This window comes from Cellulosimicrobium sp. TH-20, assembly GCF_002105775.1.
Lineage (GTDB): Bacteria > Actinomycetota > Actinomycetes > Actinomycetales > Cellulomonadaceae > Cellulosimicrobium > Cellulosimicrobium funkei.
Map to the genome: position 1 here is coordinate 1036573 of NZ_CP020857.1, position 26062 is coordinate 1062634.

A 26062-nucleotide genomic window follows, 5' to 3' on the forward strand; every position below is an offset into this window, starting at 1 on the left:
CGGGGGATGCCCAGCGACCTGCTCATGCGCATCCACGGTCCCGAGTTCCGCGCCATGTCCGAGCGCGTGCTGGAGGCGACCGCGCTCACCTCGCGGCTCAACGTGCTCCCGTTCGACGACGAGGACGGCAGGGCCCGGCTCCTCGAGCAGATCCTCGGGCGGCCGCTGCCCCCGCGCACGACGATCTACCCGCCGTTCTTCACCGACCACGGCCTGCACCTCGACCTCGGTGAGCGGGTCTTCGTCAACCAGAACTGCACGTTCCTCGACTACGCCGGCATCCGGCTCGCCGACCGCGTGCTGGTCGCACCGCGGGTCACGTTCATCACCGTCGGGCACCCCGTCGACACCGACGACCGCAAGGTCTGGCTCACCGGCGGCCCGATCGACGTCCACGAGAACGTGTGGATCGGCGCGGGCGCGACCATCCTGCCCGGCGTGACCATCGGTCGCGACGCCGTCGTCGCCGCGGGCGCCGTCGTCACCGACGACGTCCCGCCGCGCAGCCTCGTGGCCGGGCCGCGGGCGGACGTCCGCCGCACCTGGTGAGGGGCCGCCGGCTCAGCACTCGACGACGTTGACCGCAAGGCCACCCGTCGAGGTCTCCTTGTACTTGGTCGACATGTCGACGCCCGTCTGGCGCATGGTCTCGATGACGGTGTCCAGCGAGACGACGTGCGAGCCGTCGCCCTGGAGCGCGAGGCGCGCGGCGGAGACGGCGGTGCACGCGGCGATGGCGTTGCGCTCGATGCACGGGACCTGGACGAGCCCCCCGACGGGGTCGCACGTGAGGCCGAGGTTGTGCTCCATCGCGATCTCGGCCGCGTTCTCGACCTGGGCGGGCGTCCCGCCGAGCACCGCGCAGACGGCGCCGGCGGCCATGGAGCAGGCCGACCCGACCTCGCCCTGGCACCCGGCCTCCGCGCCGGAGATGGACGCGTTGCGCTTGTACAGCGCGCCGATGGCGGCGGCGGTGAGCAGGTACGTGCGCATCGCCCGACGACGGCGGGCCGGGTCGGCGGCGACGTCCGGGTGCGTGCGCAGGAAGTGCCGCCCGACGGCCGGGATGATCCCGGCGGCGCCGTTCGTCGGGGCGGTCACGACGCGCCGCCCGTCGGCGTTCTCCTCGTTGACGGCCATCGCGAAGGCCTGGAGCCACTCGATCGTCGTGTCGGCGCCGCGCTCGTCGGCCAGCTCGAGGCGCTCGCGCTGCGCGCGGGCCCGACGCCGGACCTTGAGCCGCCCGGGCAGGACGCCGTCGCGCTCCAGCCCGGCGTCGACGCACGCGCTCATCGTGTCCCAGATGCGGTCGACGCCCGCCTCGACCTCGGCGACCGGGCGCAGGGCGGTCTCGTTGGCCCACGCGACCGCGGCGATGGACGTCCGCTCGCGCTCGCACACCGCGAGGAGCTCGGCCGCGTTGGCGAACGGGAACGGCACGCCGGCCGGTTCGGTCCGCGGGTCGATCGCCTCGCCCGCGAGCTCGGCCCCGACCTGGGCGGCCTCGTTCGCGGCGGCTGCCTCGAGCTCGGCCGCGGTGAGGACGAACCCGCCGCCGACGGAGTAGTACGCCTCCTCGGCGACCGTCGCGCCGTCGGCGTCGAGCGCGGTGAAGCGCATCCCGTTGGGGTGACCGGGCATGCGCGTCAGCGGCGCGAGGCGCACGTCGTCGCTGGTCATGGTGATGCGGTGGCGACCCAGGAGCGTGACGGGCGCGCCATCGCCGAGCTTCTCCCACGACCCGGGCACGCGCGCCGGGTCGCACGTCTCGGGGTCGAGGCCGAGCAGGCCAGCGACGACGGCGTCCGGGGTCCCGTGGCCGACGCCCGTCGCGCCGAGCGAGCCGCACAGCACGACCCGCAGCCCGGCCACGCTGCCGAGCGTGTCGTCCGCGGCCAGGGTCGTGACGAACGCCTTCGCCGCGCGCATCGGCCCGACGGTGTGCGAGCTCGACGGGCCGACGCCGACGGAGAACAGGTCGAGGACCGAGACGTAGGCGCTCATGCCCACCATGGTCGCACCTCGTCCACGATGCGGGCGGATTTTGCTATAGCGGATCGGTCACGACCGTGCGGAGGCGGACCGGCCCAGCACGACGGGGCACGTCGCGAGGTGGTCGTCCACGAGGCCGCACGCCTGCATGGCCGCGTACGCCGTGGTGGGCCCGACGAACCGGAAGCCGTGCTTCTTGAGCGCCTTCGACAGGGCGACCGACTCCGGGCTCGTGCTCGGGACGTCGCCCCACGTGGCGGGCCGGCCGGAGCGCGCGGGCGGCGCGAACGACCACACCAGCTCGTCGAGCGAGCCGCCGCCGGCCTGGAGGGCGAGGAGCGCCCGCGCGTTGTCGATCGTCGCCGTGATCTTCTGGCGGTTGCGGATGATGCGGGCGTCCGTCAGGAGCCGCTCGACGTCGGGCTCGTCGAACGCCGCGACCGCCTCGGGGTTGAACCCCGCGAACACCTCGCGGAAGGCCGGTCGCTTCCGCAGCACCGTGATCCAGGACAGCCCGGACTGGAAGCCCTCGAGGACCAGGCGCTCGAACAGCGCGGTGTCGCCGTGCACCGGCACCCCCCACTCGGTGTCGTGGTACTCCTCGTAGAGCGGGTCGCCGTCGCCGAAGCAGCGGGCGCCGGGGCGCGGCGCGGGCGGCGCGTCGTCGGGCACGGCGAGCGGGGTGGACGCGTCGGTCTCGGTCGTCATGCGCCCCACTCTGCCGCCTCCCGCCGACACCCACGAGGTCCCTGTGGACGGCGCGCGTCCGGACGCGCGCGCCGAGGATCCTGTGGTCAGGCGTCGGCCGGGGGCAGCGCGACCTCCGCGATCGCGCGCAGCGCGTCGAGGTGCGCGCGCAGGGCGGCGGCGCCGGCGGGCGTGAGGCGCACCCAGGTGCGCGTGCGTCGTCCGGCACGCTCCTTGCTGATCTCGACGTACCCGGCGTCCTCGAGCACCGTGAGCTGCTTCGACAGGGTCGAGTCGGACAGCTCGATGGTGTCGCGCAGGGTCCGGAAGTCCGCCTTCTCGACGCCCGAGAGCGCGGCGACGACGGAGAGGCGCACGGGGGAGTGGATCACCTCGTCGAGCGTGTGGCGCGGGTGGTGGTCGACGGCGGAGCCGTCGCCCGCGGTGGGACGGTGCGTCGTCACGCCGTCACCGCCGCGTCCCGCGGGGCGGGCCGCCACGCCGCGACGAGCAGCGGGACGGCGCTCACGAAAGCCGCGGGCACCCAGTACGCCACGGAGCCGGGCCACACCACCAGCCCGGCGACGAGCACGGCCCCGTAGACCACGGCCCAGGACACGGCGCCGACGGCGATCCGGCGTCGCGTGCCGACGGCCAGGGCGCCCTGCCGCCCCGCCCACGTGGCGCCGACGGTGACGATCGCGACCCAGGCCGCCATGCCGACGACGAAGCCGACGCGGCCGCCCAGCCCGATCGCGAGCACCAGCCCGACGCTCGCGACGGCCCACCCCGTCAGGTAGAGCCGGACCCACCGCCACCCGCGCGCCCGGGTGGCGCCGGCGAGGCGGTCGGCACGGTCGAGAGCGGCTGCCGCGTCGAGGGGTGCGGTGCGGGTCGTGTCGTCGGTGCTCATGGATGCCATCGAAGCATCTACTTTCCATCATGGCAAGTGGTTTCCATGGGGACCTCTCCCTATCGTGCACGTCACCGGTCCCGTGCACACTGGTCCCGGCCGTGCCCCGCCCCGGGCCGCACGACGCCGTCGTCCCGAACGCCGTCCCCGAGGAGCACCCATGTCCGACGCCCTGGCCGCGCTCGCCACCGCCGTCGCGGCAGCGCCCACGAGCGCGCCCCTGCGCGTGCACTACGCGAGCCTCCTGCTCGCCGCGGGGCGTCCCGTCGAGGCGCTCGAGCAGGCGAGCGCCGGGCTGCGGATCGACCCCGCCGACGGCGAGGCGCTGCGGCTCGTGCAGGAGGCGGCCGCGTCCGCCGCGGCGGCGTCGCGACCGGCGGGCGCCGCGCCCGGGCAGGCGCCGGGCGACCCCGCGCCGTCCGGCGACCCTGCGCCGTCCGGCGACCCTGCGCCGTCCGACCACCCCGGGCAGCGCGCTCCCGCCGGGCCGGGGAGCCCGGCGTGGGGCATCGACTGGGACCGGCTGGAGGACGAGCTCGACGTGCGCGTCCCGCCGCCCTTCGTCGAGGAGCCTGCGGTCGGCCCCACGGGCCCCGCCCCCGCCGACCCGAGCCCGGCACCCGAGCAGGGCCACACCGCCCCCGCACCCGGGGGCGGGCAGCCGTTCCTCGTGCCCGCGCGCGACGACGCTCCCGACGACGGGTCGGGCCTGCTCGAGGTCTCGCGCGAGACGGTGACGCTCGCCGACGTCGGCGGACTGGAGCCGGTGAAGAAGCGCATCCGCGAGGCGTTCCTGGAGCCGATGCGCCACCAGGCCATCGCGCAGGCGTTCGGCAAGTCGCTGCGCGGCGGCCTGCTGCTCTACGGGCCGCCCGGCACCGGCAAGACGTACATGGCGCGCGCGGTCGCGGGCGAGCTCGGCGCGCGGTTCCTCACGGTGACGCTCGCGGACATCCTCGACAAGTACATCGGGGAGAGCGAGCAGAACCTCCACGCCCTGTTCCAGCGGGCGCGGCAGCTCGCGCCGGCCGTCCTGTTCCTCGACGAGGTCGACGCGATCGGCGGCAGGCGCGCGCAGTACTCCGGCTCGTCGGGCATGCGGACGGTCGTCAACCAGCTCCTCCAGGAGATGGACGGCATCGGCTCCGACAACGACGGCCTGTTCGTGCTCGGCGCGACCAATCACCCGTGGGACGTCGACACCGCGCTCCTGCGCCCGGGCCGGTTCGACCGCGTCGTGCTCGTCCTGCCGCCCGACGAGCCCGCGCGCGAGGCCATCCTGCGCCACCACCTCGCGGGGCGGCCCGTCGCCGGGATCGACCTGGGCGCCGTCGTGCGGCGCACCGAAGGGTTCTCCGGCGCGGACCTGGAGCACCTGGCGGCCACGGCAGCCGAGAAGGCGATGATGGACTCGATCGCGTCCGGCCAGGTGCGACCCGTCACGATGGCCGACATGGAGTCGGCGCTCGCGGACGTGCGGCCGTCCACGACGGCGTGGCTCCAGTCCGCGCGCAACGTCGTGACGTTCGCGAACAACGACGGCCGCTACGACGAGCTCGCCGCGTACCTGCGCGCGCGGCGCATGCTCTGAGAGGGCGAGGCAGCCGACGGTGACCACGACCACCGACCCGCGCGCCGTCGGCGCGCGCGTCGAGATGCTCGTCCAGATGGGGCGGCCCGAGCGCGCGCTCGACGAGGTCGACGAGGCGCTCGCGACCGTCCCCGACGACCCGCGGCTCCTCCTCGCCGCCGCGTGGGTGCGGCTGCACCTCCAGCGCTCCGCCGACGCGCTGCCCCTCCTGGAGCAGGTGGTCGCCGCCCAGCCCGCGGCCGACGGCGCGCTCTACCTGCTGTCGGTCGCGCGCCAGAACACCGGTGACGTCCCGGGCGCGCGCGACGCCGCACGCCGCGCGCTCGAGCTCGACCCCGACGACGCGCGGTACCACCTCCAGCTCGCCGACGCCCTCCTCTCGGGGCGCGTGCGCGGCGCCGACCGGCGGCTCGCGCGCGAGCGCATCGCCTCGGCGCTCGAGCTCGCCCCCGAGGCCCCGGACCGGCTCGCGCAGGCGGCCCGGCTCTGGTCGCGCCTCGGGGACGACGACCGGGCGCGCGCCCTCGTGCGGCAGGGGCTCGCCGTTGCGCCGGAGCACGAGGACCTCCTCTACCTCGACGCGGCCCTCGCGCTCGACGCGAGCCGCAGCGCCCAGGGGTACAGCGGCGTCCTCGCCATGAACCCCGAGCACGCCGAGGCCGGGTACCTGCTGCACCTCAGCGTGTGGCAGCAGGTGCTGCGGCTCGTCGAGATGCCGGTCCTGCTCGTCGGGGCGGTCGCCCTCGTCGTCGCCTTCGCGATGAGCGACGCCCACGTGGGCAGCGTGCCGGTCTGGGGGGTCGTCGTGCTCCTGTGGACGGGCGTGACCGCGCTGCGCGTCCTGCCCGTCCTGCTCCAGGTCCCGCGCGGGCTGCTGCGCCGCACCCTGCGCCGGACCCCGTTCCGCGGCGGCACCGTCGTGGCGATCGCCGTCGGGTGGGCGGGCGTCCTCGCGGGCCTCGCCCTGCTCTACGTCGTGCGCGACGCCGTCGCCGTCCGCTGGTTCCTCGTCGGGCTCGGGACGGTGCTCGCCCTGGTGACCGTCACCTCGGCCGTCCTGCACGCGGCGATGTTCACGCAGGCGCGCGAGCTCGGGTACCTGCCGCCCGGGACGGCGGGAGCCGCGCGGATCGCGGCCCTGCGCGCGAGCCTGCGGGGCGCGGTCGTGCGCCGCGTCGTCGTCCTCGGGATCGTCGCGGTCGTCGTCGGGAGCATCGGCCCGGGCGCGGTCGCGCGCGAGGACGCCCGGCCCGTGGCGGCGCTGGCCGCGGTGGCGTACGTGCTGCCGCTCGTCGTCGGGACGTGGGCCGCGTGGCGCGTCGCGGCCCGGCAGCGCGCGGTGTCCGACGAGCGCCCGCCCGTGAGCACGGCCGCCGCGGTCCGCGCGGGGCTGGGCGGCGCCGTCCTCGTCCTCGCCACGGTCCTGCTGCTGCTCGCCGAGGCGGCCGCGCTCGCCGCGCTGCCCGTCGCCCCCGACGAGCACGACGCCGACGGTCGCTACGTCCAGGAGGAGCGCGCCCCGCGCGACCCGGGCTCGGCGGTGCAGGAGTGCACCGGGCGCCCCGCCGCGCGCCTCGCGTGCCTCCAGGAGAACGACCGGGTCCGCCAGGAGGAGCTCCAGGAGCGGATGGGCGAGCTCGACGTCCCGACGATCGACGTCCCCACGTTCGACGTGCCGGACCTCCCGGATCTCTCGGATCTCCAGACGCCGGGCTCCACGGGGCAGCAGACTCCCTGATCCCGGGCACCCCGGGCGGGTGACGAGCCCGCGGCCGTGCGGGTGACGCGGGGCGGTGCGACCGTGGCCGCGTGGCAGGACTCGTGGAGACGCTCTCTCGACCCGTCGGCGCGGCGCTCGCGGCCGTGACCGGCACGGTCGCGCGCGTGCGCGGCGGCCGCCCGATGCACGCGCGCGGCGTGCTGCTCCGCGGCACGCTCGTCGTCGCGGAGGACGAGGCGGGCGCGGTCAGCGTCCCGCAGGGCCGCACGCCCGTCACGGTGCGCGTGTCCCTCGGGGCAGGCCTCCCCCGCGGGCTCCCGGACGTCGTCGGGATCGCCGTGCGCTGGACCGACGACGGCGCGCCCCAGGACGTCCTGTTCGCCTCCTCGGGGAGGGGGCGGCTCACGCGCTTCCTCCTCGTGCCGCGCCGCGCGCTGCTGGGCGGCTGGCTGTCGACGCTCATGCCGCTGCGGTCGCCGCACGGTCCCCGCGTGCTCGCCCTGCGGCCGGACCACGACGCGGCGCGGGTCGTCGGCACGCCGGTGCTCGAGGTGCTCGAGGCGACCCCGCTCGGCGCCTGGCACCGGTTCGGCGCGATCGAGCTGCACGGCCCCGAGACGGGTTCCGCGCACGACGGCGACGACCCCGAGGTCCGTTTCGACCCCACCGGTCACGCGCCGCGCCACCTCGGCACGTACGGCTGGGAGGACGCGCTGCGCGCTCGCGGCTACGCGGCCGCGCGCCGTGGCGGCGGGCCTGCAGCCCGGTAGCGAGAGAAGGGCGGCGACCCCGGAGTCCTGTCCACCGGGACCGCCGCCCGCGAGGGCGGCACCGTCGACGTGAGGCCGCCCCCGAGCCGAGGGCCGGGCGGCGAGGACGCCGCCCGGCCGTGCGCGCCGGTCCGTCAGACCGCCGCGAGCCGACGGCGCAGCCCGAGCCCGACGCCCGCGACGCCCGCGAGCACGGACCCGCCGACCAGCGCCGACATACCGAGCGACACCCGTCCGACGGGGCTGTTCTCGACGCTGTCCTTGAGCTCCGTCGTGCCGTCGGAGAGGGTGCCCGTGCCGTCCGCGAGCGCGGCCGCGCCGTCGGCGATGCGGGTGCTGCCGTCGTGCAGGTCGGACGCGCCGTCGGCCAGGGTCGTCGTGCCGGCGTGCAGCGTCGCGGAGCCCTCGGCCAGCGCCGCGTTGCCCGCGGCGAGGGTCGTCGCGCCCGTCGAGAGGGTCGTGAGCCCGTTCTGCAGGCGCAGCGTCCCGTCCTCCAGCCGCGTGGTCCCGCCGAACAGGTCGCCCGCGCCCGTGCGCAGCCGCACCGTGCCGGCGGAGAGGTCGCTCGCGCCGGTCGCGGCCTTCGCCATCCCCGCCTTGAGGTCGGCGGCGCCGGACGCGAGCTCCGACGCGCCTGCGGCGAGCTCGGAGGTCTTGGTGGCGAGCTGGGCGTTGCCGCCCGCGACCCGGGAGGCGCCGTCGGCCAGGCGAGCCGTGCCCTCGGCGAGCGCTGCCGAGGCGGCGGCCGCGTCGGTGTTCCCGGCGGCGAGACGGGCGGCGCCGTCTGCCGACGCCGCGTTCCCGGCGGCCAGGGTCGTCGCGCCGCCCGACACCTTGGCGGCGCCGTCGGCGAGGGCGCGGGTCGCCCCGGCGAGCGAGGCGTTGCCGGCCGAGACCGTGCTCGCACCGGCGGCGAGGGCGTCGGCCCCTCCGGAGAGCTGCGCCGTCCCGGCGGCGAGGCTCTGTGCCCCGCCGGAGACCGCGGCGGCGCCGGAGGCGAGCCCGGCCGCACCCTCCGCGAGCCGCGTCGCGCCCGCGTCCGCCTCCTGGGCGCCGGTGGACACCCGTGCGGCTCCGGTGCTGAGGTCCCGAAGACCCGCCTCGAGCCGGGCCGCGCCCGCTGCGGCGCCGGAGTCGCCCGCGAGCCCGTCGCGCAGGGCGGACGCGCCGGCGACGAGCCCTCCTGCGCCGGCGTCGACCCGCGCCGCGCCGTCGCGCACCGAGCCCGCCGCACCCGCGAGCGCGTCGAGCTTCGCCTTGAGGGCCGGGTCGTCGGTCGCCGCGGCCAGCCCCTGGAGCTGTGCGGCGAGGGAGTCCGCGCCCGCGTGGACCTGGTCGGCACCCTCGGCCACCGAACGCGTCCCGTCGGCCAGGCGGACGGCGCCGTCGCGAGCCGTGGACAGACCTGCCGCGAGTCCGGTCGCGCCGTCCCGGAGCTGGGCGGACGCCGCCGCGACCTGCTGCGCGCCCGGCGCCAGGAGCGCCGTGCCGGCCTGCAACGAGCTCGCTCCGGCGGACAGCTGCTCGGCGCCCGCCGCGACCGTCGCCGCGCCCGGCGCGAGCGAGCCGGCGCCCCGGGCGGTGGCGGCGACGCCGTCGCGCAGGGTCGACGCGCCCGCCGAGACGCTGCTCGCCCCGGTCGCGAGATCGCGTGCGCCGGACGCGGCGCCGGTGAGGCCCGTGGTGACCGTCGACGCGCCGTCCGCGACGGTGCTCGCCCCGACGGCGAGCCGTGCCGTGCCGTCGGCGAGGTCGGACGCGCCGCTGGCGAGCGCCGAGGTGCCCTCGGCGAGCAGCCCGGCACCCTGCGCGGCCGTCGCGTTCCCGGCGAAGAGCTCGGCCGCGCCGTCCTTCAGGGTGCCCGCACCCGACGCGATCTGGGACGCGCCGTCGGCGGCACGGGCGTTCCCCGCGGCGAGGCGTGCCGCCCCGGAGTCGAGGTCCTTGCTGCCCGCGGCGAGGCGGGCCGCGCCGCTCGCGGCGTCGCCCGCCCCGGCGGCGAGGCGTGCCGCCCCGGCGTTGAGCTCGTCCGCCCCGGCGGCGAGCTCGGTCGCGCCGTCCAGCGCGGTGGCGCCGCCCGTGGCGAGCTGGGTGGCGCCGTCGGACGCCTTCCGCGCGCCGGCGGAGAGGTCGCCCGCGCCGGCCTCGAGGTCGTCCGCCCCGTCGGCGAGACGCTGCGCGCCGGCCTGGGCCTCGGTCGTGCCGTCGGCGAGGGTCGCGGCGCCCGCGTCGAGCTCGGCGGCGCCGTCGTCGAGGCGGGTCGCGCCGTCGGCGACCTTGCCGTTGTACACGAGGAGGAACGCGACCAGGCCGGCGACCGCGAGGGCCAGCACGGCGAGCGCGACGGAGGTGAGGACCGTGTGCGTGCGTGACGGTCGGAGAGCGTGCTGCGTCATCTGTCGTCCTTCCTCACGCCCGGCGTCGTCGCGGGGCGGTCGGCACGAGGGGAGAGCTGCGGGAGAGGCGGGTACCGGTCTGCTCGGCGCGGGAGTGCGCCGGTGCGCCCACCACCGTTGGCGGGACGTGGAGTAGCAGGTAGATCCCCAGCGACGCTAGCAACGCCCCGGACACCACGGACAGCGAGTACTAGGTACTTTCGCCGTCACGATTCGGTCACGGGCCCGAAGTATCAGGTACTCCGTGCGCGAGACCGTCGCTCGGAGCAACGGCCGCCCGCCCGGGGCGCCGGAGAGGAGCCCGAGCGCTGCCGTCCGGAGTCGGAGCCGCGCCGCTCATGAGGCGATCTCGGCGCTCATCGGCGAAGGTAGGGCGGTGCTCGACGACGCGCCCGACGCGCGGGCTCCGGTGCGGCTCGACGGTGACGCTCCGGACGGCTGCTGGGACCGGGGCGGAGCGGGGGTCTGGCAGAAGGGGAAGAGGAACAGCACGGAGCGCAGTACGCCGACCGGCGTGTCGTCCTGCCCGGGCACGGCGCGGAAGACCGACGCCGAGCCCGGGACCACCGTCGACGGCTCCGGAGCCCGTCCGCGAGCAGGTGCGGTGATCCGGTGAGGGCGTCGTCACGCGCGGCGCGGTGGGCCGCCGGCCTCACGACCGTGGTCGTCCCGCTGACGGGGGCGGGGTGCTCGTTCCAGAGCTCCGAGGAGGGGGCCGCGGAGCAGGTGGTCACGACCTTCTTCGACCGCCTCGTCGACGGCGACGCCACGGGAGCGGGCGAGCTGCTGAGCGATCCGTCGGTCCTCAGCCCGGTCGCGCTCGACGACGCGGTCTACGCCGAGGCGGTGCGCCCCGTCGAGGCCCGCGTCACCTCCGTGACCGGGTCCGGCCCGGAGTCCTCGGTGGACGTCGAGTACCGGCTCGACGGCGAGGAGGAGACGCGCACCCTCGTGGTCGGCACGGAGACCGTCGGAGGGGAGCCGAGGGTCGCGCTCTGGTCCGACCACGGGCTCCCGGTCGTCCATCCGGGCGTCCCGGTGGAGATCGTGGTCGAGGGGTCGGGCGCGTTCGACCTCGCGACGTCGGGGCCCCTGCGGCTGCTTCCCGGGATCTACGACCTCGAGCTCGCCGGGCCGCAGGACCTCACGACGATCGATCCCGACGGCGGCGACAGCGAGCCGTTCACGGTGGAGTTCCCCGTGGACCCCGACGCGATCCAGCCTCCTCCGGGAGCGGAGCTGCGCTCGCAGATGCTGCACGTCGACCTGGTGCTCCGCGCCGAGGTGGCCACCGAGGCCGAGGCGCGCATCGACGAGCTGCTCGCCTCGTGCACCGCCGCCGGGCTCACGGGCGACGCCTGCCCGCAGAGCGTCGCGGACGGGATCTTCCGCGGGTACGCAGGGGTGGACGTGGCGTCCGCCGTCTGGGCCCAGGACGAGCCGCTCGACCTCGTGACCGGGGAGGAGTTGCGCGCGTCCGCCCCGTACACGGTGAGTGCTCGATGGCCGCAGGGCCCGCTGGAGGTCACCGTGAGGGTCGAGGGCACGGTGCTGCGTGACCCGTCCGGCGCCGTCGTCGTCGAGCTCGACTGAGGCGTCCCTCCCGCCGGGGGGTCGGTCGAACGGCGGACGGGGGCTTCGCCCGAGCGGTGTACGTGCCGACGGAAGATCGGCCAGGAGAGGGCATCGCCCGGCACCCGGGTCTCCCTAGGTTCGGTGGCGTCATCGTCACCGACCCCGAGGGGGGAGCATGATCGAAGCACGCGGCCTGACCAAGAGGTACGGGCCCAAGACCGCGGTGGACGGCATCTCGTTCACCGTGCGTCCCGGGACCGTGACCGGCTTCCTGGGCCCCAACGGCGCGGGCAAGTCCACGACCATGCGCATGATCATGGGCCTGGACCGCCCCACCGCCGGGACCGTCACCGTCAACGGGCGCCCCTACGCCCAGCACCGCTCACCGCTGACCGAGGTCGGCGCGCTGCTGGACGCCAAGGCCGTGCACACCGGCCGCTCGGCCTACAACCACCTGCTCGCGATGGCCGCCACCCACGGCATCCCGACCCAGCGCGTGGACGAGGTCATCGAGATGACCGGCCTGCAGCCGGTCGCCAAGAAGCGGGTGGGCGGCTTCTCCCTCGGCATGGGCCAGCGCCTGGGCATCGCGTCCGCGCTGCTGGGCGACCCCAAGACCCTCATCCTGGACGAGCCCGTCAACGGCCTGGACCCCGAGGGCGTGCTGTGGGTGCGCAACCTCGCGCGCTACCTCGCCTCCGAGGGCCGCACCGTCTTCCTGTCGAGCCACCTCATGAGCGAGGTCGCCCTCACCGCCGACCACATCATCGTCATCGGCAAGGGCCGCATCATCGCGGACGCCGCCGTCGAGGACGTCGTCGACGGCGGCACCCGGCGCAGCGTCCGGGTCCGTACCCCGCACGCCACGCGGCTCGCCGAGCTGTTGACGCAGGACGGCGCGACGGTCACCTCGGACGAACCCGGCCTGCTCCAGGTGGAGGGTGCCGAGGCGCCGGGGATCGGAGAGCTCGCCGCGGCGTCGGGCGTCGTGCTCCACGAGCTCACGCCGGAGACGTCCACGCTCGAGGAGGCGTACATGCGGCTCACCGCCGACGCGGTCGAGTACCGCACCGAGCCCGCGGCCGCCGCGGCCGACCCCGACGACACGGTTCGTCCCACCGCTCTCGAAGGAGCCCGACGATGACCACGGCCACGTTCTCCGCCCCGGCTCCCGCGACGACCCTCCGCACGACGGCCCGCCTCTCGTTCGGCCGCGTGCTGCGGTCGGAATGGGTCAAGTTCCGCTCCGTGCGCTCCACCTGGTGGACGATGGGCTCGACCGTGGTCGTCATGATGCTGTTCGGCGTCGTCATGGCCGCGTCCCTGAACTTCGCCGCCACCCGGCCCGAGGAGGCGGGCGCGCTCGGCAGCGTCTCGACGGTGCAGACGCTCGTGCTCGGCTACATCTTCGCGCAGCTCGCGCTCGCGGTGCTGGGTGCGCTGAGCATGACCACCGAGTACTCCACGGGCATGATCCGGTCGACCTTCAGCGCCGTCCCCGCACGGCTCCCGGCGTTCTGGGCCAAGGTCGTCGTCGTGGCGGCGGCGTCGCTCGTCGTGGCGGTCGTCGGGCTGGCGGCGTCCTACCTGGTGACCGCGCCCCTGCTGGCGGGCAACGACCTCGTGCCCGACCTCGGCGACCGGGTCGTGCAGCGGGTGCTGCTCGCGTGCGCGGGCTACCTCACGTGCGTCGCGGTCCTGGCCGTCGCGGTGGGGGCGATCCTGCGGCACCCGGCGGGCACCATCTTCACGCTCGCCACGCTGCTCTTCGTGGTGCCGATGATCACGGAGTTCGTGCCCCACGACGGGGTCCAGGACGTCGTCCGGTTCCTGCCCATGAACCTCGGCACCGCCATGATGGCCGTCACCGCGGCGGACGCCGGCCGGGTCGAGGTCCTGACGCCCGGTGCCGCTGCCCTCGCCCTGGGGGCCTGGACCGTGGTGCCGCTCGCCGTGGCGGCCCTGCTCCTGCGGCGTCGCGACGTCTGAGCGGCGTCGCGACGTCTGACCGGCGTCGCGTCCGACCGGCGTCGCGTCCGACCGGCGTCGCGTCCGACCGGCGTCGCGGCTGACCGGCGTCGGCCGGGTCAGTCGCGGTCGTTCGGCATGAGGGCCCACAGGACCAGGTACGCGATGACCTGGGGGCCCGGGAGCAGGATCGAGACCGCGGCGACGATGCGGACGACGGTCGGGTCCCAGCCGAACCGGCGGGCGATCCCGGCGCACACGCCGGCGATCATCCGGCCGTGGCGCGGTCGGGACAGCGTCGGGCGGTACGCGGCGGTGGAGGCGTCTGAGGTGCTCATGCCTCGACGGTACGAGCGTCCCGGGCGCCCCGGTATCCGGAGGTCCCCCGACCCGACCCTGATCCTCGGGGCGGTGACCCCGAGGGTCGGGGCTCAGCGGGCGAGGGCGGCCTGGAACGCCGCGAGCGCCCGCGGCGTCGCGAGGGCGAACGTCACGGCCGCGACGCCCGGCCCGGGGCGCGATCCGTCCCGGTCCCGGGCTGCCGCCGGGTCGGCGGGCTCGTCGAAGAGGTCGGGTGCGGACCAGCCGCGGACGGCGTCCACCGCCACGCGGGCGACCTCCTCGACGTCCCAGCCGTACGCGCCCGCGCTGATCGCGGGGAAGGCGACGGTCGTGGCGCCGAGGTCGTCCGCGACGTCGAGCGAGCGGGCGAAGCACGACGCGAGGAGCGCGGGGTCCGTCTCGCCGCGGTAGCGGTTCGGCCCGACGGTGTGCACGACCCAGCGGGCGGGGAGGTCGTAGGCGTCGGTGGCGACGGCGTCGCCCACGGGCAGGCCGTCGGGGAGGGTCGTGCGCCGGAGCCGACGGCACTCCTCCAGGAGCCGCGGCCCGGCCGCGGCGTGGATCGCGCCGTCCACCCCGCCGCCGCCCAGGAGGGACGAGTTCGCGGCGTTGACGATCGCGTCGACGTCGAGCGTCGTGATGTCGGCGAGGCGTGCGTCGAGGTCCATCGCTCCATCGTGCCCGGGGACGGGGTTGCTCGCCGTCGACCACGGGGTCCGTGGCGTCCTGGCCGCCTTCCCGACGGCGACCTCGTGCTCGGCGACCCCGGTCAGTCGCGCGAGACCACGACGCTCGAGCTGTGACCGCCGAACCCGAACGCGTCGACGAGCGCGTGCCGGGCCGACGTCGTGGCCGCCTCCCGGACGACGTCGAGGTCGATCGCGGGGTCGAGCGTGTCGACGTTGAGCGTGGGCGGCACGCGGCCGTCGCGCAGGGCGAGGAGCGCGACGAGGACGCCCAGCGCGCCCGACGCGCCGAGGAGGTGGCCCGTCGCGCCCTTCGTGCTCGTGACGGGCGGCGGCATCCCGAGGGCGGCGCGCAGCGCGTCCGCCTCGTTGACGTCCCCGACGGGGGTCGCCGTCGCATGCGCGTGGACGAGCCCGACGTCCTCGGGGGAGAGGCACGCCGAGCGCAGCGCCATCGTGATCGTGCGGGCCTGGTTCTCGGGGTCGCCGCCGACGATGTCGTACGCGTCCGACGTCAGGGCCGCACCCGAGACGACGCCGTGCACGACCGCCCCGCGGGCCCGGGCGTGGTCCTCGCGCTCGAGCACGAGGAGCGTCGAGCCCTCGCCCATGACGAACCCGTCCCGGTCCACGTCGAACGGCCGGGACGCGCGCTCCGGCTCGTCGTTGCGGGTCGACATCGCGCGGGCCGCGGCGAAGGCCGCGAGCGAGAACGGCTGGACGCCCGCCTCGACGCCCCCGCACACGACGACGTCTGCCGAGCCGGCGAGGATCATCTCGCGGCCCATCGTGATCGCCTCCGAGCCCGCCGCGCACGCGCTGATCGGGGCGCGCGCGCCGGCCTTGGCGCCGAGGTCGATCGACAGCCACGCGGCCGGGCCGTTGGCCATGAGCATCGTCACGGTGTGCGGGGAGACACGCCGGTGGCCCTGCTCGTGCAGGACGCGCGACTGGTCGAGCGTCGTCGCGATCCCGCCGTTCGCGGAGCCGACGACGACGGCGAGACGCGTCGGGTCGACGTCGGGCGACCCGGCGGACGCCCACGCCTCGCGGCCCGCGACGAGCGTGAGCTGCTCCGCACGGTCCGTGCGGCGCCGCTCCCGGACGGAGAGCGCCTCGGCGAAGGCGTCGTCGACGCGCGCGGCGATGCGCACGGGCAGCTCGGCCGCCCAGTCGTCGTCGATCGCCTGCACGCCCGGCTCCCCGCGCAGCAGCGCCTCCCACGTGTCGGGGGCGGTGCGCCCGACCGGGGTCACCGCCCCGTACCCGCTGACGACGACTCGTGTCATGGTGTGCCCCTTGCAGCCGAGCCGCCGAGAACGGCGACGGGTGTGGTCGATGGGTCTTATTCCAAGTCATCGCGGCGGCCTTTGTCGCCCTCGCAGGTGTGACGGTGCGCACGCCCGCATCCCGGCAGGAGCGGCGGACGACTGCCGCGAGCGCCCGCCGGCCGCGTACGGTCGGCACAGCGGCCGCCGTCGGGGAGGCCGCTGGACGAGGGCGGGGGAGCCGCGGTGCACCGTGCGGGGACGCGAGGGCCTGCTGCCCGACGGCGCGCGCACCGGGCCGTGGTGGCGGTCGCCGTGGGCGTCGTCGTGCTCGGGACCGGGTCGTGCACCGCCCCCGCGTCCCCGGCGCCCGCGGCCTCTGCCCGGGCGGAGACACCCGCCCTGCCGCCCACGGACGGCGTGCTCGACTACCAGCTCGGCGCCGCGTACGACGAGGTCGACGCGGGGGACGGGCCCGTGCGGCCGGACGTCGTCGTGCGGGACGCGACCGCCGCACCGCTGCCGGGCGTGTACTCGGTCTGCTACGTCAACGGCTTCCAGACCCAGCCGGGAGAGACCGACCGGTGGCTCGACGGCCACGAGGACCTGCTCCTGCACGACGCCGACGGGACGCTCGTCGTCGACCCCGACTGGCCGGACGAGCACGTCCTCGACCCCTCCACGCCCGAGCAGCGCGACGGCATCCTCGCGATCCTCGGGCCCGTCGTCACGGGCTGCGCCGACGACGGCTTCGACGCCGTCGAGCTCGACAACCTCGACACCTGGACGCGGTTCGACGCCATCGACGAGGACGGCGCCCACGCCCTCGCCCGCGCGTACGTCGACCTCGCGCACGACGCCGGGCTCGCCGTCGCGCAGAAGAACGCGGCGGAGATCGCGACCGTCGCGCACGACGACCTCGGCTTCGACCTCGCCGTCACCGAGGAGTGCGCGGTCTTCGACGAGTGCGCCGCGTACACCGACGTCTACGGCGACCACGTGCTCCAGGTCGAGTACCCCGACGCGCTCGCCGACGCGGGCCTGACCTTCGACGACGTCTGCGCCCGCGACGACCGCGCCCCGCTCACCGTCCTGCGCGACCGCGACCTCGTCGGCCCGGACGAGCCGGGCTACGTCTACGCGTCGTGCTGACCGCGGTGTCGACGAGTGTCGGCCGGCAGCGACGGCTGCAGGCGGCCGACGAGCCGTGGCGGTCGCCCCGGCACTCTGGTGCACTGTCCGGTGTGAGCGCACAGACCCCGACCGGGGCGGCTCTCCGGGCACTCGTCCCGGAGCTGATGGCCGGCTACGACGACATCGTGTGGCAGTTCGACGACGACGTGTCCGACGCCCTCTGCGTCGTGATGAGGCCGGTCAGAGCGCCTGAGCGTGTCGCGCGCGTGCTCGTCCACCGCGGCGAGGAGGTCTTCGCGCTGCAGCTCGATTCCCACTTCGGGGTGACGTTCGAGTACGAGCAGGACGAGAAGCCGAATGAGCTTCGTGATCGGCTGGCCACCGCGGTCGCCGCGGTCCGCGGACCCAGCCGCCTCGTCCTGACCTTTGCCGGCTCCACGCAGACACGGAGCGAGCTCGTGCTCGCACCCGACTCGCCCGACGAGCGCAGCGACGGCATCTGGATGGAGCGGCAGACCGCCGAGATTCTCTGGCGCGTGCGACGGCGCCGACTTCGGCGAGAGGTACGCGACTTCCCCAGGCTCTAGCGTGCCCCTCCGTCTGCTCGTCGAGGCCGTGCCGGCGATCGAGCCGTCACCAGCCGTCGGGCGTGAGGAGCGTGCGGATGCGCTTCTCGCTCACCGGGCCGTCGGTGCCGCGCTGCTGCGCGAGCAGCGACACGCGCAGCTCAGGCACTGCTCAGCCCTTCACGTCGTACGCAGGGACTCGATGTCGACGTCACGCGGTGCCATGGCTGCGGTGGTCACGGCCACGCCGACCACGGCGGCGACGGTGAGAGCCGCAAGGACGGCGATCGACGCCCAGTCCGGTTCCCGGACGAGACCGCCCGCGTACTGCCAGGCCAGGCCGCCGAGGACCCCGCAGAGCAGGGCGAGCGACGCTCCTGTCCCGAGGGTCGTCAGCGACTCCCAGCGGTGAGCCGCTCGCAGGGTGGATGCGTCGACACCTGCGGCCAGCAGACTCATGTCGGGGCGGCGTCGCGTCGTCGCACGATCCGCCAACGCGACAGCGAGGGCGAGCACCGTCATCACCGTCCCCAGGAGGAGGCCGAGCCGGACGAACCCGTTGATCATCGCGATGTTGCGTCCACTGTCAGGGTCGAGTCCTGTCGCGGTGGGCTGACTGTATGGGGCCGTCCGGTAGATGCTGGCGAGCGTCGCGGCGACGTCGGCCGACGGAACAGCCGTCACGAGCTGGACGTTCGTCGCGTATGCGGTCCCACCGGCCTCGGTGACGACGGGGCCACGAGCTACGGCATCGAGGACGGCAGCCGGATCGATGGTGACGAGCAGATCGACACCTGACTCGGCGAGGAGACCGGCGACGTTCTCGGGGAGCACTCCGCGATGCGGGAGGTTCTCCGCGAGCGACGCGATCGCCGGGACGTCGTCGACCCGGACGGACGACGGGTCCTCGTCGATCGACGAGGTCAGCACCGCGCCGTCGACGCAGCCGGGAACCGACGCCCCACCGACGGCGCGGAGGAAGGCGTCCACGCGATCGCACGGCGCGATGGCGGCCAGGCGCATCTCCGGCGACGCGGGATCGCTCGCCGCCAACCCGATCGCCGCGGTGGGCAGCTCGTCGAGCAGCGTGGCCGCTCCGCCGTCCGGAAGCTCGGAGACGTCGACGGCGACCGGGACGACCGCGGCGGTGGGGACGCTCACGGCACGGGCGTCCCGTGTCTGACCGATGGTCACGCCTGCGGCCATGACGAGGAGCGCGAGCGCGACGACCAGACGTGCGCCGTCACGTGGGTCGAAGGCGGCTCGCGCTCCGCCGAGCCGTGCCGAGACCGTCTTCCCGTGGACCGCGAGGACACGGCCCGACCAACGGATGACGGAGGGCATCGCGACGGCGAGCCCGGCCGCCGTCACGACGACGGCCGTGGACATGAGGAGGTCGAGGCGCACGGGCGTCACCCCGGGGGGACGAAGCGCCCCCGTGACGACCTGAGCGGAGAGAGACGTCAGGCCGCACGCGAGAGGAACCAGTCTCCACGCGGAGACGGTGCGCGCGGGGTCCGCCTGCCGGATCTCCGCCCGTGTTCCCGTCCCGGTCTCGATCCGTCGACCGATGACGACCGCCAGCGTGAGAAGCAGGACCCCGGGGAGGATCGCCGTCGCCGCCGTGAGCTCTGTGTCGGAGGCGAACCAGGTCGTGCCCAGCAGCCCGGACCGAGCGACGACCCGGTTGACGACGGGAAAGACTGCGACTCCACCGAGCCACCCGATGAACGAGAGCGTCGTCACCTCGAGCATGTTGACGCTACGGATCGTCGAGGTCGACGCACCGAGGAACTGGAGGACTGCGAGCCGCCGTGCTCGGGTCGCCGCGGAGAGCCTGGTCGCAACCCCGAGGAACGCCGCGACCGGTAGTCCCACGAGAACCGCGAGGACGGTGACGAGCGCGGCGACCTGTCCAGGAGGGATGTCCGGGGTGTCTCGGTCGTGCGCGCCCGCGCCCGTCGCCCCCGGCGCGACGACACCCTCACCACCACGAGGTTGCTCTGACGCCGGCACCCCCCGGTAGATGACGAGCTCGTCCGGGCTGCGGAGCCCGGCGTCCCCGACGGTCCCGGCGACCCTCCCCGGGGCCAAGGCCCGGAACGCCGCGGTCGAACGTAGCTCTTCCGCAGCCGGGGACAGGATGACCTCGCCGGAGGCGGGCCATCGGCCGAGGCCCGGGGGCAACGGGAGCTCGCCGTCGAGCGGATCGACGTCCACGCGAAGCAGCATCCGCTCCCCGTAGGCGATGCGTGACACCGTCACGCGAGCCTGGGAGTGCGCGTCGTCGACCGCCGACGTGAAGGAGCGTTCCCACGTGCGGTCCGCCTGCGCCGAGACGACGGTCGCGGCAGCGATGCAGAGGAGTGTGCCGACCATGGCCATGCACACGCCGCCGACGACGAGCGCTCGCGACCACCACCGGCGGTGCCCGCTCGATCGGAGAAGACGAAGCCCGAGGAGCGTCGCGCTACGACGGTTCATGCGACCGGGTGCGGGCGTGCGCCGTGTGGCGCCCCGATCTCGGCCATGTCGACGACCCGGTCCGCCAGGGCCGCGACGGCCGCGTCGTGCGTGGCGAGGACGACCGCAGCGCCGCGGCTCCGTGCCGCGTCGAGCAAGAGCTCCAGGACGCGCCCTCCGGTCGCTGCATCGAGGGCCCCGGTGGGTTCGTCGGCGAGCACGACCGAGGGTTCATGGATCAGCGCTCGGGCAACGGCAGCCCTCTGGGCCTGCCCGCCCGAGACCTGAGCCGGGTACCGCTGGGCGAGCTGGGATATGCCCAGCTCGCCCAGCAGATCACGCGCCGTGCGTGTCGCGACTCGCCGCGGTGACCCGAGCAGCTCGAGCGGGAGCGAGACGTTCTCCAGGAGCGTGAGCTCGGCGATGAGCTCCGAGAACTGAAAGACCATTCCCACGTGCCGCCTGCGGATCGCGCTCCGCTCCTCCGTGGTCATTCCCGTGATGACGTGCCCGGTCACGGCCACCGCCCCGGAGGACGGGACGAGGATTCCGGACAGGCAGTGCAGGAGCGTCGTCTTGCCGGTGCCGCTCGTGCCCGTCAACGCGACGGCCTCACGGCCGACGGTCAGATCGACGTGGTCGAGAATCGGCTGCTCGAGGGGAAAGGCGAAAGAGATCGCGCGCGCCTCGACGGCGACCGTGCGCTCGGTCACCGGGTGTAGGTCTTCTCCGCCGAGCAGTTGTCCGGGAGGAGCGTGCCGCGGTCTCGGCACACCTTGGCGCGCGCCCTCGTCACGTACAGCTGAGGCGCCGCCCAGATGTACTGGTTCAGGTACTTGTCGGCGTCGACCGGTGCGTAGGAGGGGTTGTACCCGTAGCCCTCGCCGGCCAACCGTGAACGACGTCCCTTCATCTTTCCCCCTGGCGAGATGCGCCCCACACCGGCGATTCGATCGGGACGCTAACGAACCTCGTCCGTGGCGTCAAGGACGAGGCGCGTCGTGGATCGCGTTCCCGCCGCGCGTCACCAGCCGTCAGGTGTGAGGAGCTTGCGGATGCGCTTCTCGCTCACCGGGCCGTCGGTGCCGAGCTGCTGCGCGAACAGCGACACGCGCAGCTCCTCGATCAGCCACCGCACCTCGGCCAGGTCGGCGGCGCGGACCGGGTCGGCCGGGCCCTGGGCGTACGCGGCACGGGCGCGCTGGTAGGCGTCCTCGACGTCGTGCACGCGCCACGCGAGCTCGGCGTCGCGGTTCGGGTTCGACTGCGCCTTCTCCAGCCGGTACGACGCCGCCCGCAGGTAGCGAGTCAGGTGCGGCAGGCGTCGGGGCGGGGTCTGCGAGACGAAGCCGTCGTGGATCAGGCCCGCGGCCTGGTCGCGCAGGTCGGTGAGCGTGTTGAGCAGCGCGAGGCTGTTCGACGCGCGGATCTCCGCGTCGAGGTTCCGCGACGCGGTGAGCGCGGCGACCACGTGCCCGACCACCTGGTGCACGTGCTCCTCCAGGTGCGCGCGGACGAACGTGCGCGCGGCCGCGTAGGCCTCGGCGTCTCTGATCGTGGCCGCGTCGGGCTGCCCGCTGCCGCCGCTCGTCAGCGCGATCACCGCGGCGAGCTGCAGGTCCGCGACGAGCGCGTCCGTGTTCCGGTAGGGGCTGGCCGCCAACGTGAGCGACTGCGTCCCGTTCCACCGGCTCGTGATGCGCCCGGTCTGCAGCGCCGTCTCGGTCAGCAGCAGACGCCGCACACCCCGCGCGTGCTCCCGCGCCTGCGCGGTCGCGTCGGCCAGCACGCGCAGCGCGACGACCGGCTTCCCCTTCGCGTCCTGCTCCTCGACGACCGCCGGGTACCCCCGCACCACGACCCCACCCCCGAGGTCGGTCGACACCGTCGCGGGCAGCCGCCCGTCGGTGAGGTCGTCGGGCCAGGTGGTCAGGTCGGTGCGCTCGCTCACCAGGCTCGTGGTCGAGCCCGCGGGCGGTGTGCCGTCGATGCTCGGGCCGGCCGCGCCGTGACTTGGTGCGGTCGGCCGTCCATGTCCGCGCGCGGCCTCGACGCCCGTCGCGCCCGACGACGCGCCGCCCGCTCGTCCTGCACCTCGCCCGGGTGAGCCGGACGCGGAGGCGGGGGAGGGGGCGTCGGATGCGAAGGGCGTGGCGGGCCTGGCGGGAGCGCCGTGAGGAACGAGCGGCGCGGATGGTAGCCCGAGCACCGACGCCCCCTCCGCCGCCGGACCCGACCCCGGGACCGACGCACCCGACCCCGAGACCGACGCACCCGACCCGGGAACCGATCCTGAAGCGGCCTCACGAAGAGCAGCACCCACCGCTCCCTTGACCGCCGCGCGGACGGCGGCCTGGTTCTGCGCGGCGAGACGGCGCTGGAGCGCGAGGAGGTCCTTCGACTCGTCGAGCACGACGGAGCCGCCGCGCCCGCGGGTGTCCTCGACGCGGAACGTCATGCGCAGGTGCGCAGGCAGGCGCGCCTCCTGCTCGGGGCCCCATGCGTCGTCGGGGATGACGACGTCGCGCAGCGCCCGGACGGCGCGCGTGAACGCGACGTGGAACGGCTCGGCCATGTCGCCCGCGCGGGCCATGTCCTCCCAGGCGGGCGTGTGCTCGCGGAGCCAGGCGACGACGTCGCGCGCGACGTCCGGTGCCGGCACGAGCTGGACACGGACCGGCTTGGGCAGCGAGCGGATCGTCGCCGTGGCGAGCTCGTCGAGCAGGCCCGGCACCATCCAGTCGAACCCGTCGGGGACGACGCGGTTGAGCACGGAGATCGGGACGTGCACGGTCACGCCGTCGGCCTCGGTCCCGGGCTGGAACTGGTAGGTGAGCGGGAGCGTCAGCTCGCCCTGAGGCCAGGTCTCGGGGAACTGCGACGTGTCGACCTGCTCGGCGTCGGGCACGAGCTGTTCGAGCGTGAAGGTGAGCAGGTCGGGGTCGCGGCGCTGCGCCGTCTTCCACCAGCGGTCGAAGTGCGCGGCGGACACGACGTCGTCGGGCACGCGCTCGTCGTAGAAGTCGAACAGCACGTCGTCGTCGACGACGAGCCCGCGCTGGCGCGAGCGCGCCTCGAGCTCCTCCGCCTCGGCGAGGAGCTTGCGGTTGTCGTGGAAGAACCGGTGGTGGGTCGTCCACTCGCCCTGCACGAGCGCGTGCCGCACGAACATCTCGCGCGCGGCCTCGGGGTCGACCTTCGCGTAGAGGACCTTGCGGTCCGCGACGATCGGCACGCCGTACAGCAGCACCTTCTCGGTCGCGATCGCCGCGCCGCGCTTGGTCGACCAGTGCGGCTCGGAGTACGTGCGCCGCGCGAGGTCGCCCGCGAGGTCCTCGGCCCACTCGGGCTGGATGCGGGCGACGTCGCGCGCCCACAGCCGCGACGTCTCGACGAGCTCTCCCGCCATGATCCAGGCCGGCGGCTTCTTGCTCAGCGGCGAGCCGGGGAAGATCGCGAACCGCGCGCCGCGCGCGCCGGTGTACTCGTTGCGGGCCTGCTTCTGCGCCCGCCGCAGCGCCTTGGCGCGGGCCTCGCCCTTGAGGTGCGCGACCGACGACGCCTTCACCTCGCCCGTGTCCTGCATCCCGATCTGCGACAGCAGGCCGGACAGGAGCGCCTTGTGGATCGTGTCCCCGTCCCAGGCGCGCTTGTAGGCCTGGGTGTCGGGGGTTGCGTCGGGGGCGGTGGTCGGGTCCGCGGCGGCTGCCCCCGAGGTGCTCGGGCTACCATCCGCGCCGCTCGTTCCTCGCGTCGCTCCCGCCAGGCCCGCCACGCCCTTCGCATCCTCGGGCGCAGCCGCCGCTCGCCCTGGACCTCGCCGCCCGTCGTCACCGGCCGCGCCGCGTGCGCGCGGCTTGTACGACATGTCGATGCCGAGGGGCTTGGACATCTCGCGGAGCTGGGCGACGACGTCCTGCCACTCGCGGATGCGCAGGAAGTTGAGGTACTCGGCCTTGCACAGGCGGCGGAAGGCCGACGACGAGAGCTCGTGCTGCTGCTCGCGGACGTACTCCCAGACGTTGAGGTAGGTGAGGAAGTCGGAGTGCGGGTCGGTGAAGCGCGCGTGCGCCTGGTCGGCTTGGGCACGGACCTCGGCGGGGCGCTCGCGCGGGTCCTGGATCGACATGACGGCGGCGATGATCGCGACCTCGCGCGCGACGCCGAGCCTCGAGCCCTCCCAGATCATGCGGGCGAGGCGCGGGTCCATGGGGAGCTGCGCGAGGACGCGCCCGACCTCGGTGAGGCGCGTGACGCCGTCGGACGTGGCGAGGGCGCCGAGCTCGGTGAGGAGCTGCACGCCGTCGCGCACGGCGCGCGTGTCCGGGGGCTCGACGAACGGGAAGCGCGCGACCTCGTCGGGGGTCTCGACGACGCCGACGGAGATCATCTGGAGCAACACGGACGCGAGGGAGGTGCGCAGGATCTCCGGCTCGGTGAACTCGGGCCGGGCGAGGAAGTCGTCCTCGGAGTAGAGGCGCACCGCGATGCCGTCGGCGACGCGGCCGGAGCGGCCGGAGCGCTGGTTCGCGCTCGCCTGCGAGACGGGCTCGATGGGCAGGCGCTGGACCTTCGTCGCCTTGGAGTAGCGCGAGATGCGGGCCGTGCCAGGGTCGACGACGTAGTGGATCCCGGGCACGGTGAGCGACGTCTCGGCGACGTTCGTCGCGAGCACGATGCGCCGCGAGGAGTGCGCCTGGAACACGCGGTGCTGCTCGGCCGACGACAGCCGCGCGTACAGCGGCAGGATCTCGACGCGCTGCGGGTGCTTCGGGTCGGTGATGCGGTCCTTGAGGTGGCCGGTGAGCGCGTCGGCGGCGTCGTGGATCTCGCGCTCGCCGGAGAGGAACACGAGGATGTCGCCCGGTCCCTCGCGCATGAGCTCGTCGCACGCGTCGACGATGCCGGTCACGAGGTCCTTCTCCTCGGCGCCCGCGCGGCCCTTCGCCTTCGTGCCGCTGCCGGGGTCGACGTCCGGGGACAGCGGCCGGTACCGGATCTCGACCGGGTAGGTGCGGCCGGACACCTCGACGACGGGCGCGGCGTCGGGCAGCGCGTCGACCACGTACTCCGGCGCGCCGCCGAGCTGGGCGAGGTGCGCGGGGGAGAAGTGCTGCGCGAAGCGCTCGGAGTCGATCGTCGCCGACGTGATGATCAGCTTGAGGTCGGGGCGGCGCGGCAGGAGCCGCGCGAGGTAGCCGAGCAGGAAGTCGATGTTGAGGGACCGCTCGTGCGCCTCGTCGACGATGATCGTGTCGTACGCGAGGAGCTCCGGGTCGCGCTGGATCTGCGCGAGCAGGATGCCGTCCGTCATGACCTTGACGAGCGTGTCCTCGCTGGACGTGTCGGTGAACCGCACCTGGTACCCGACGACGCCGCCCAGCTCCGTGCCGAGCTCCTCCGCGATGCGCTCGGCGACCGTGCGCGCGGCGATGCGGCGGGGCTGCGTGTGCCCGACCTGACCCGAGCGGCCTCGGCCGAGCTCGAGCGCGATCTTGGGGAGCTGCGTCGTCTTCCCGGAGCCCGTCTCGCCCGCCACGATGACGACCTGGTGGTCGCGGATCGCGGCGGCGATGTCCGCGCGTCGGGCGCTGACCGGAAGCTGCTCGGGGTACGTGATGGGCGGGACCGTCACGTTAGCGCGCGCCTGCGCGGCCCGGTCGAGCTGCGCGCGGCTCACCTGCCGCGGGCCCGACGTCGTCCGCTCGCCCCGCCCGCGACGCGTCGGCTCCGTGGTCGTCGAGGTGCCCGACGCCGTCCGCTCGCCTCGCCCGCGCCCGCGGCGGTTCCCGCGGCGTCGGCGACCCTCGCGCGGGGTGCCCTCGGCGGCGCCGTCCCGCTGGGGAGGGCGCGCGTCAGGTTGGTTCGCTGCGGGCTCGGTACTCACGACGGTCCATTCTCTCAACCTCTCGCAACTTCATTGCTCTCGAGGAGGGGCCGACCCTGGCGCATCGTGCTGTCATTTTGCTAGCGTCGTACGTGGGAGGTGGT

General features: G+C 74.9%; 22 protein-coding genes. 9 read left to right on the top strand and 13 right to left on the bottom strand.

What is annotated here, in order from left to right; genetic code table 11:
* Positions 1-6 precede the first annotated feature (6 nt).
* A complete protein-coding gene (locus tag B8281_RS04725; protein WP_085387062.1) occupies positions 7-549 on the top strand; it encodes a DapH/DapD/GlmU-related protein in 543 nt (180 codons plus the stop codon).
* 12 nt (positions 550-561) lie between these two features.
* Here B8281_RS04725 and B8281_RS04730 read toward each other — a convergent pair whose 3' ends face one another.
* The 4 genes from B8281_RS04730 to B8281_RS19720 all read right to left on the bottom strand — a co-directional run bounded on the left by B8281_RS04730 (position 562) and on the right by B8281_RS19720 (position 3592).
* Complete coding sequence (locus B8281_RS04730; protein ID WP_085388606.1) at positions 562-2004, bottom strand: L-serine ammonia-lyase; 1443 nt, start codon at positions 2002-2004, stop codon at positions 562-564.
* 57 nt (positions 2005-2061) lie between these two features.
* Positions 2062-2700 (bottom strand): DNA-3-methyladenine glycosylase I, encoded by a 639-nt coding sequence (locus B8281_RS04735; protein WP_085387063.1) that lies wholly within the window; start codon positions 2698-2700, stop codon positions 2062-2064.
* An 86-nt stretch (positions 2701-2786) separates the two neighbouring features.
* Positions 2787-3143 carry a transcriptional regulator gene (locus tag B8281_RS19715; protein ID WP_194216422.1) on the bottom strand — a complete coding sequence of 119 codons (357 nt, stop codon included), beginning with the start codon at positions 3141-3143 and terminating at the stop codon, positions 2787-2789.
* Entirely contained in the window at positions 3140-3592 is a 453-nt protein-coding gene (locus B8281_RS19720) for a hypothetical protein (protein WP_232322675.1), read from the bottom strand. Before B8281_RS19720 ends, B8281_RS19715 begins: the two co-directional genes overlap by 4 nt.
* Positions 3593-3752: 160 nt before the next feature.
* Between B8281_RS19720 and B8281_RS04745 the strand changes: the two genes are divergently transcribed.
* From B8281_RS04745 to B8281_RS04755, 3 genes are all read left to right on the top strand, one after another.
* Positions 3753-5183 carry a 26S protease regulatory subunit gene (locus tag B8281_RS04745; RefSeq protein ID WP_085387064.1) on the top strand — a complete coding sequence of 477 codons (1431 nt, stop codon included), beginning with the start codon at positions 3753-3755 and terminating at the stop codon, positions 5181-5183.
* A gap of 19 nt (positions 5184-5202) precedes the next feature.
* A complete protein-coding gene (locus tag B8281_RS04750) occupies positions 5203-6921 on the top strand; it encodes a tetratricopeptide repeat protein (RefSeq protein WP_085387065.1) in 1719 nt (572 codons plus the stop codon).
* Between the two features lie 71 nt (positions 6922-6992).
* Positions 6993-7673 carry a hypothetical protein gene (locus tag B8281_RS04755; RefSeq protein ID WP_157446558.1) on the top strand — a complete coding sequence of 227 codons (681 nt, stop codon included), beginning with the start codon at positions 6993-6995 and terminating at the stop codon, positions 7671-7673.
* A gap of 134 nt (positions 7674-7807) precedes the next feature.
* On the opposite strand, the gene B8281_RS04760 is transcribed toward B8281_RS04755, so the two are convergent.
* Positions 7808-10069 carry a hypothetical protein gene (locus B8281_RS04760; protein ID WP_085387067.1) on the bottom strand — a complete coding sequence of 754 codons (2262 nt, stop codon included), beginning with the start codon at positions 10067-10069 and terminating at the stop codon, positions 7808-7810.
* Between the two features lie 612 nt (positions 10070-10681).
* Between B8281_RS04760 and B8281_RS04770 the strand changes: the two genes are divergently transcribed.
* The 3 genes from B8281_RS04770 to B8281_RS04780 all read left to right on the top strand — a co-directional run bounded on the left by B8281_RS04770 (position 10682) and on the right by B8281_RS04780 (position 13633).
* Positions 10682-11662, top strand: coding sequence for a hypothetical protein (locus tag B8281_RS04770; protein ID WP_085387069.1), 981 nt, complete (start codon positions 10682-10684; stop codon positions 11660-11662).
* 157 nt (positions 11663-11819) lie between these two features.
* Positions 11820-12788, top strand: a complete 969-nt coding sequence (locus tag B8281_RS04775) for an ABC transporter ATP-binding protein (RefSeq protein WP_085387070.1) — start codon at positions 11820-11822, stop codon at positions 12786-12788.
* Positions 12785-13633 (top strand): hypothetical protein, encoded by an 849-nt coding sequence (locus tag B8281_RS04780; RefSeq protein WP_085387071.1) that lies wholly within the window; start codon positions 12785-12787, stop codon positions 13631-13633. Before B8281_RS04775 ends, B8281_RS04780 begins: the two co-directional genes overlap by 4 nt.
* Positions 13634-13731: 98 nt before the next feature.
* Here the strand turns inward: B8281_RS04780 and B8281_RS04785 are convergent, their stop codons facing one another.
* From B8281_RS04785 to B8281_RS04795, 3 genes are all read right to left on the bottom strand, one after another.
* A complete protein-coding gene (locus B8281_RS04785) occupies positions 13732-13950 on the bottom strand; it encodes a PspC domain-containing protein (protein ID WP_021482897.1) in 219 nt (72 codons plus the stop codon).
* 93 nt (positions 13951-14043) lie between these two features.
* Positions 14044-14622: an O-acetyl-ADP-ribose deacetylase gene (locus B8281_RS04790; RefSeq protein ID WP_085387072.1), complete on the bottom strand. Its 579-nt coding sequence runs from the start codon at positions 14620-14622 to the stop codon at positions 14044-14046.
* A 101-nt stretch (positions 14623-14723) separates the two neighbouring features.
* Positions 14724-15929 (bottom strand): beta-ketoacyl synthase, encoded by a 1206-nt coding sequence (locus B8281_RS04795; protein WP_085387073.1) that lies wholly within the window; start codon positions 15927-15929, stop codon positions 14724-14726.
* Positions 15930-16211: 282 nt separating this feature from the next.
* On the opposite strand from B8281_RS04795, the gene B8281_RS04800 reads away from it, so the two are divergent.
* Together B8281_RS04800 and B8281_RS04805 are read left to right on the top strand one after the other, a co-directional pair.
* The gene (locus B8281_RS04800) at positions 16212-17060 is read left to right on the top strand and encodes an endo alpha-1,4 polygalactosaminidase (protein WP_085388608.1); all 849 of its coding nucleotides are present in this window, start codon (positions 16212-16214) and stop codon (positions 17058-17060) included.
* Positions 17061-17152: 92 nt separating this feature from the next.
* Complete coding sequence (locus B8281_RS04805) at positions 17153-17629, top strand: hypothetical protein (protein ID WP_144722295.1); 477 nt, start codon at positions 17153-17155, stop codon at positions 17627-17629.
* Between the two features lie 46 nt (positions 17630-17675).
* Here the strand turns inward: B8281_RS04805 and B8281_RS19165 are convergent, their stop codons facing one another.
* The 5 genes from B8281_RS19165 to hrpA all read right to left on the bottom strand — a co-directional run bounded on the left by B8281_RS19165 (position 17676) and on the right by hrpA (position 25958).
* On the bottom strand, positions 17676-17777 hold the full coding sequence (locus B8281_RS19165) for a DUF3418 domain-containing protein (protein WP_157446559.1): 102 nt from the start codon (positions 17775-17777) through the stop codon (positions 17676-17678).
* Positions 17778-17788: 11 nt separating this feature from the next.
* Complete coding sequence (locus B8281_RS04810) at positions 17789-19987, bottom strand: ABC transporter permease (RefSeq protein WP_157446560.1); 2199 nt, start codon at positions 19985-19987, stop codon at positions 17789-17791.
* Positions 19988-20088: 101 nt separating this feature from the next.
* A complete protein-coding gene (locus B8281_RS04815) occupies positions 20089-20784 on the bottom strand; it encodes an ABC transporter ATP-binding protein (protein ID WP_198163148.1) in 696 nt (231 codons plus the stop codon).
* Entirely contained in the window at positions 20781-20984 is a 204-nt protein-coding gene (locus B8281_RS19425) for a hypothetical protein (RefSeq protein ID WP_137280949.1), read from the bottom strand. The genes B8281_RS04815 and B8281_RS19425 overlap by 4 nt, the downstream gene beginning before the upstream one ends.
* A 111-nt stretch (positions 20985-21095) precedes the next feature.
* Positions 21096-25958, bottom strand: a complete 4863-nt coding sequence (hrpA, locus tag B8281_RS04820; RefSeq protein ID WP_085387076.1) for an ATP-dependent RNA helicase HrpA — start codon at positions 25956-25958, stop codon at positions 21096-21098.
* Between the last annotated feature and the right edge of the window lie 104 nt (positions 25959-26062).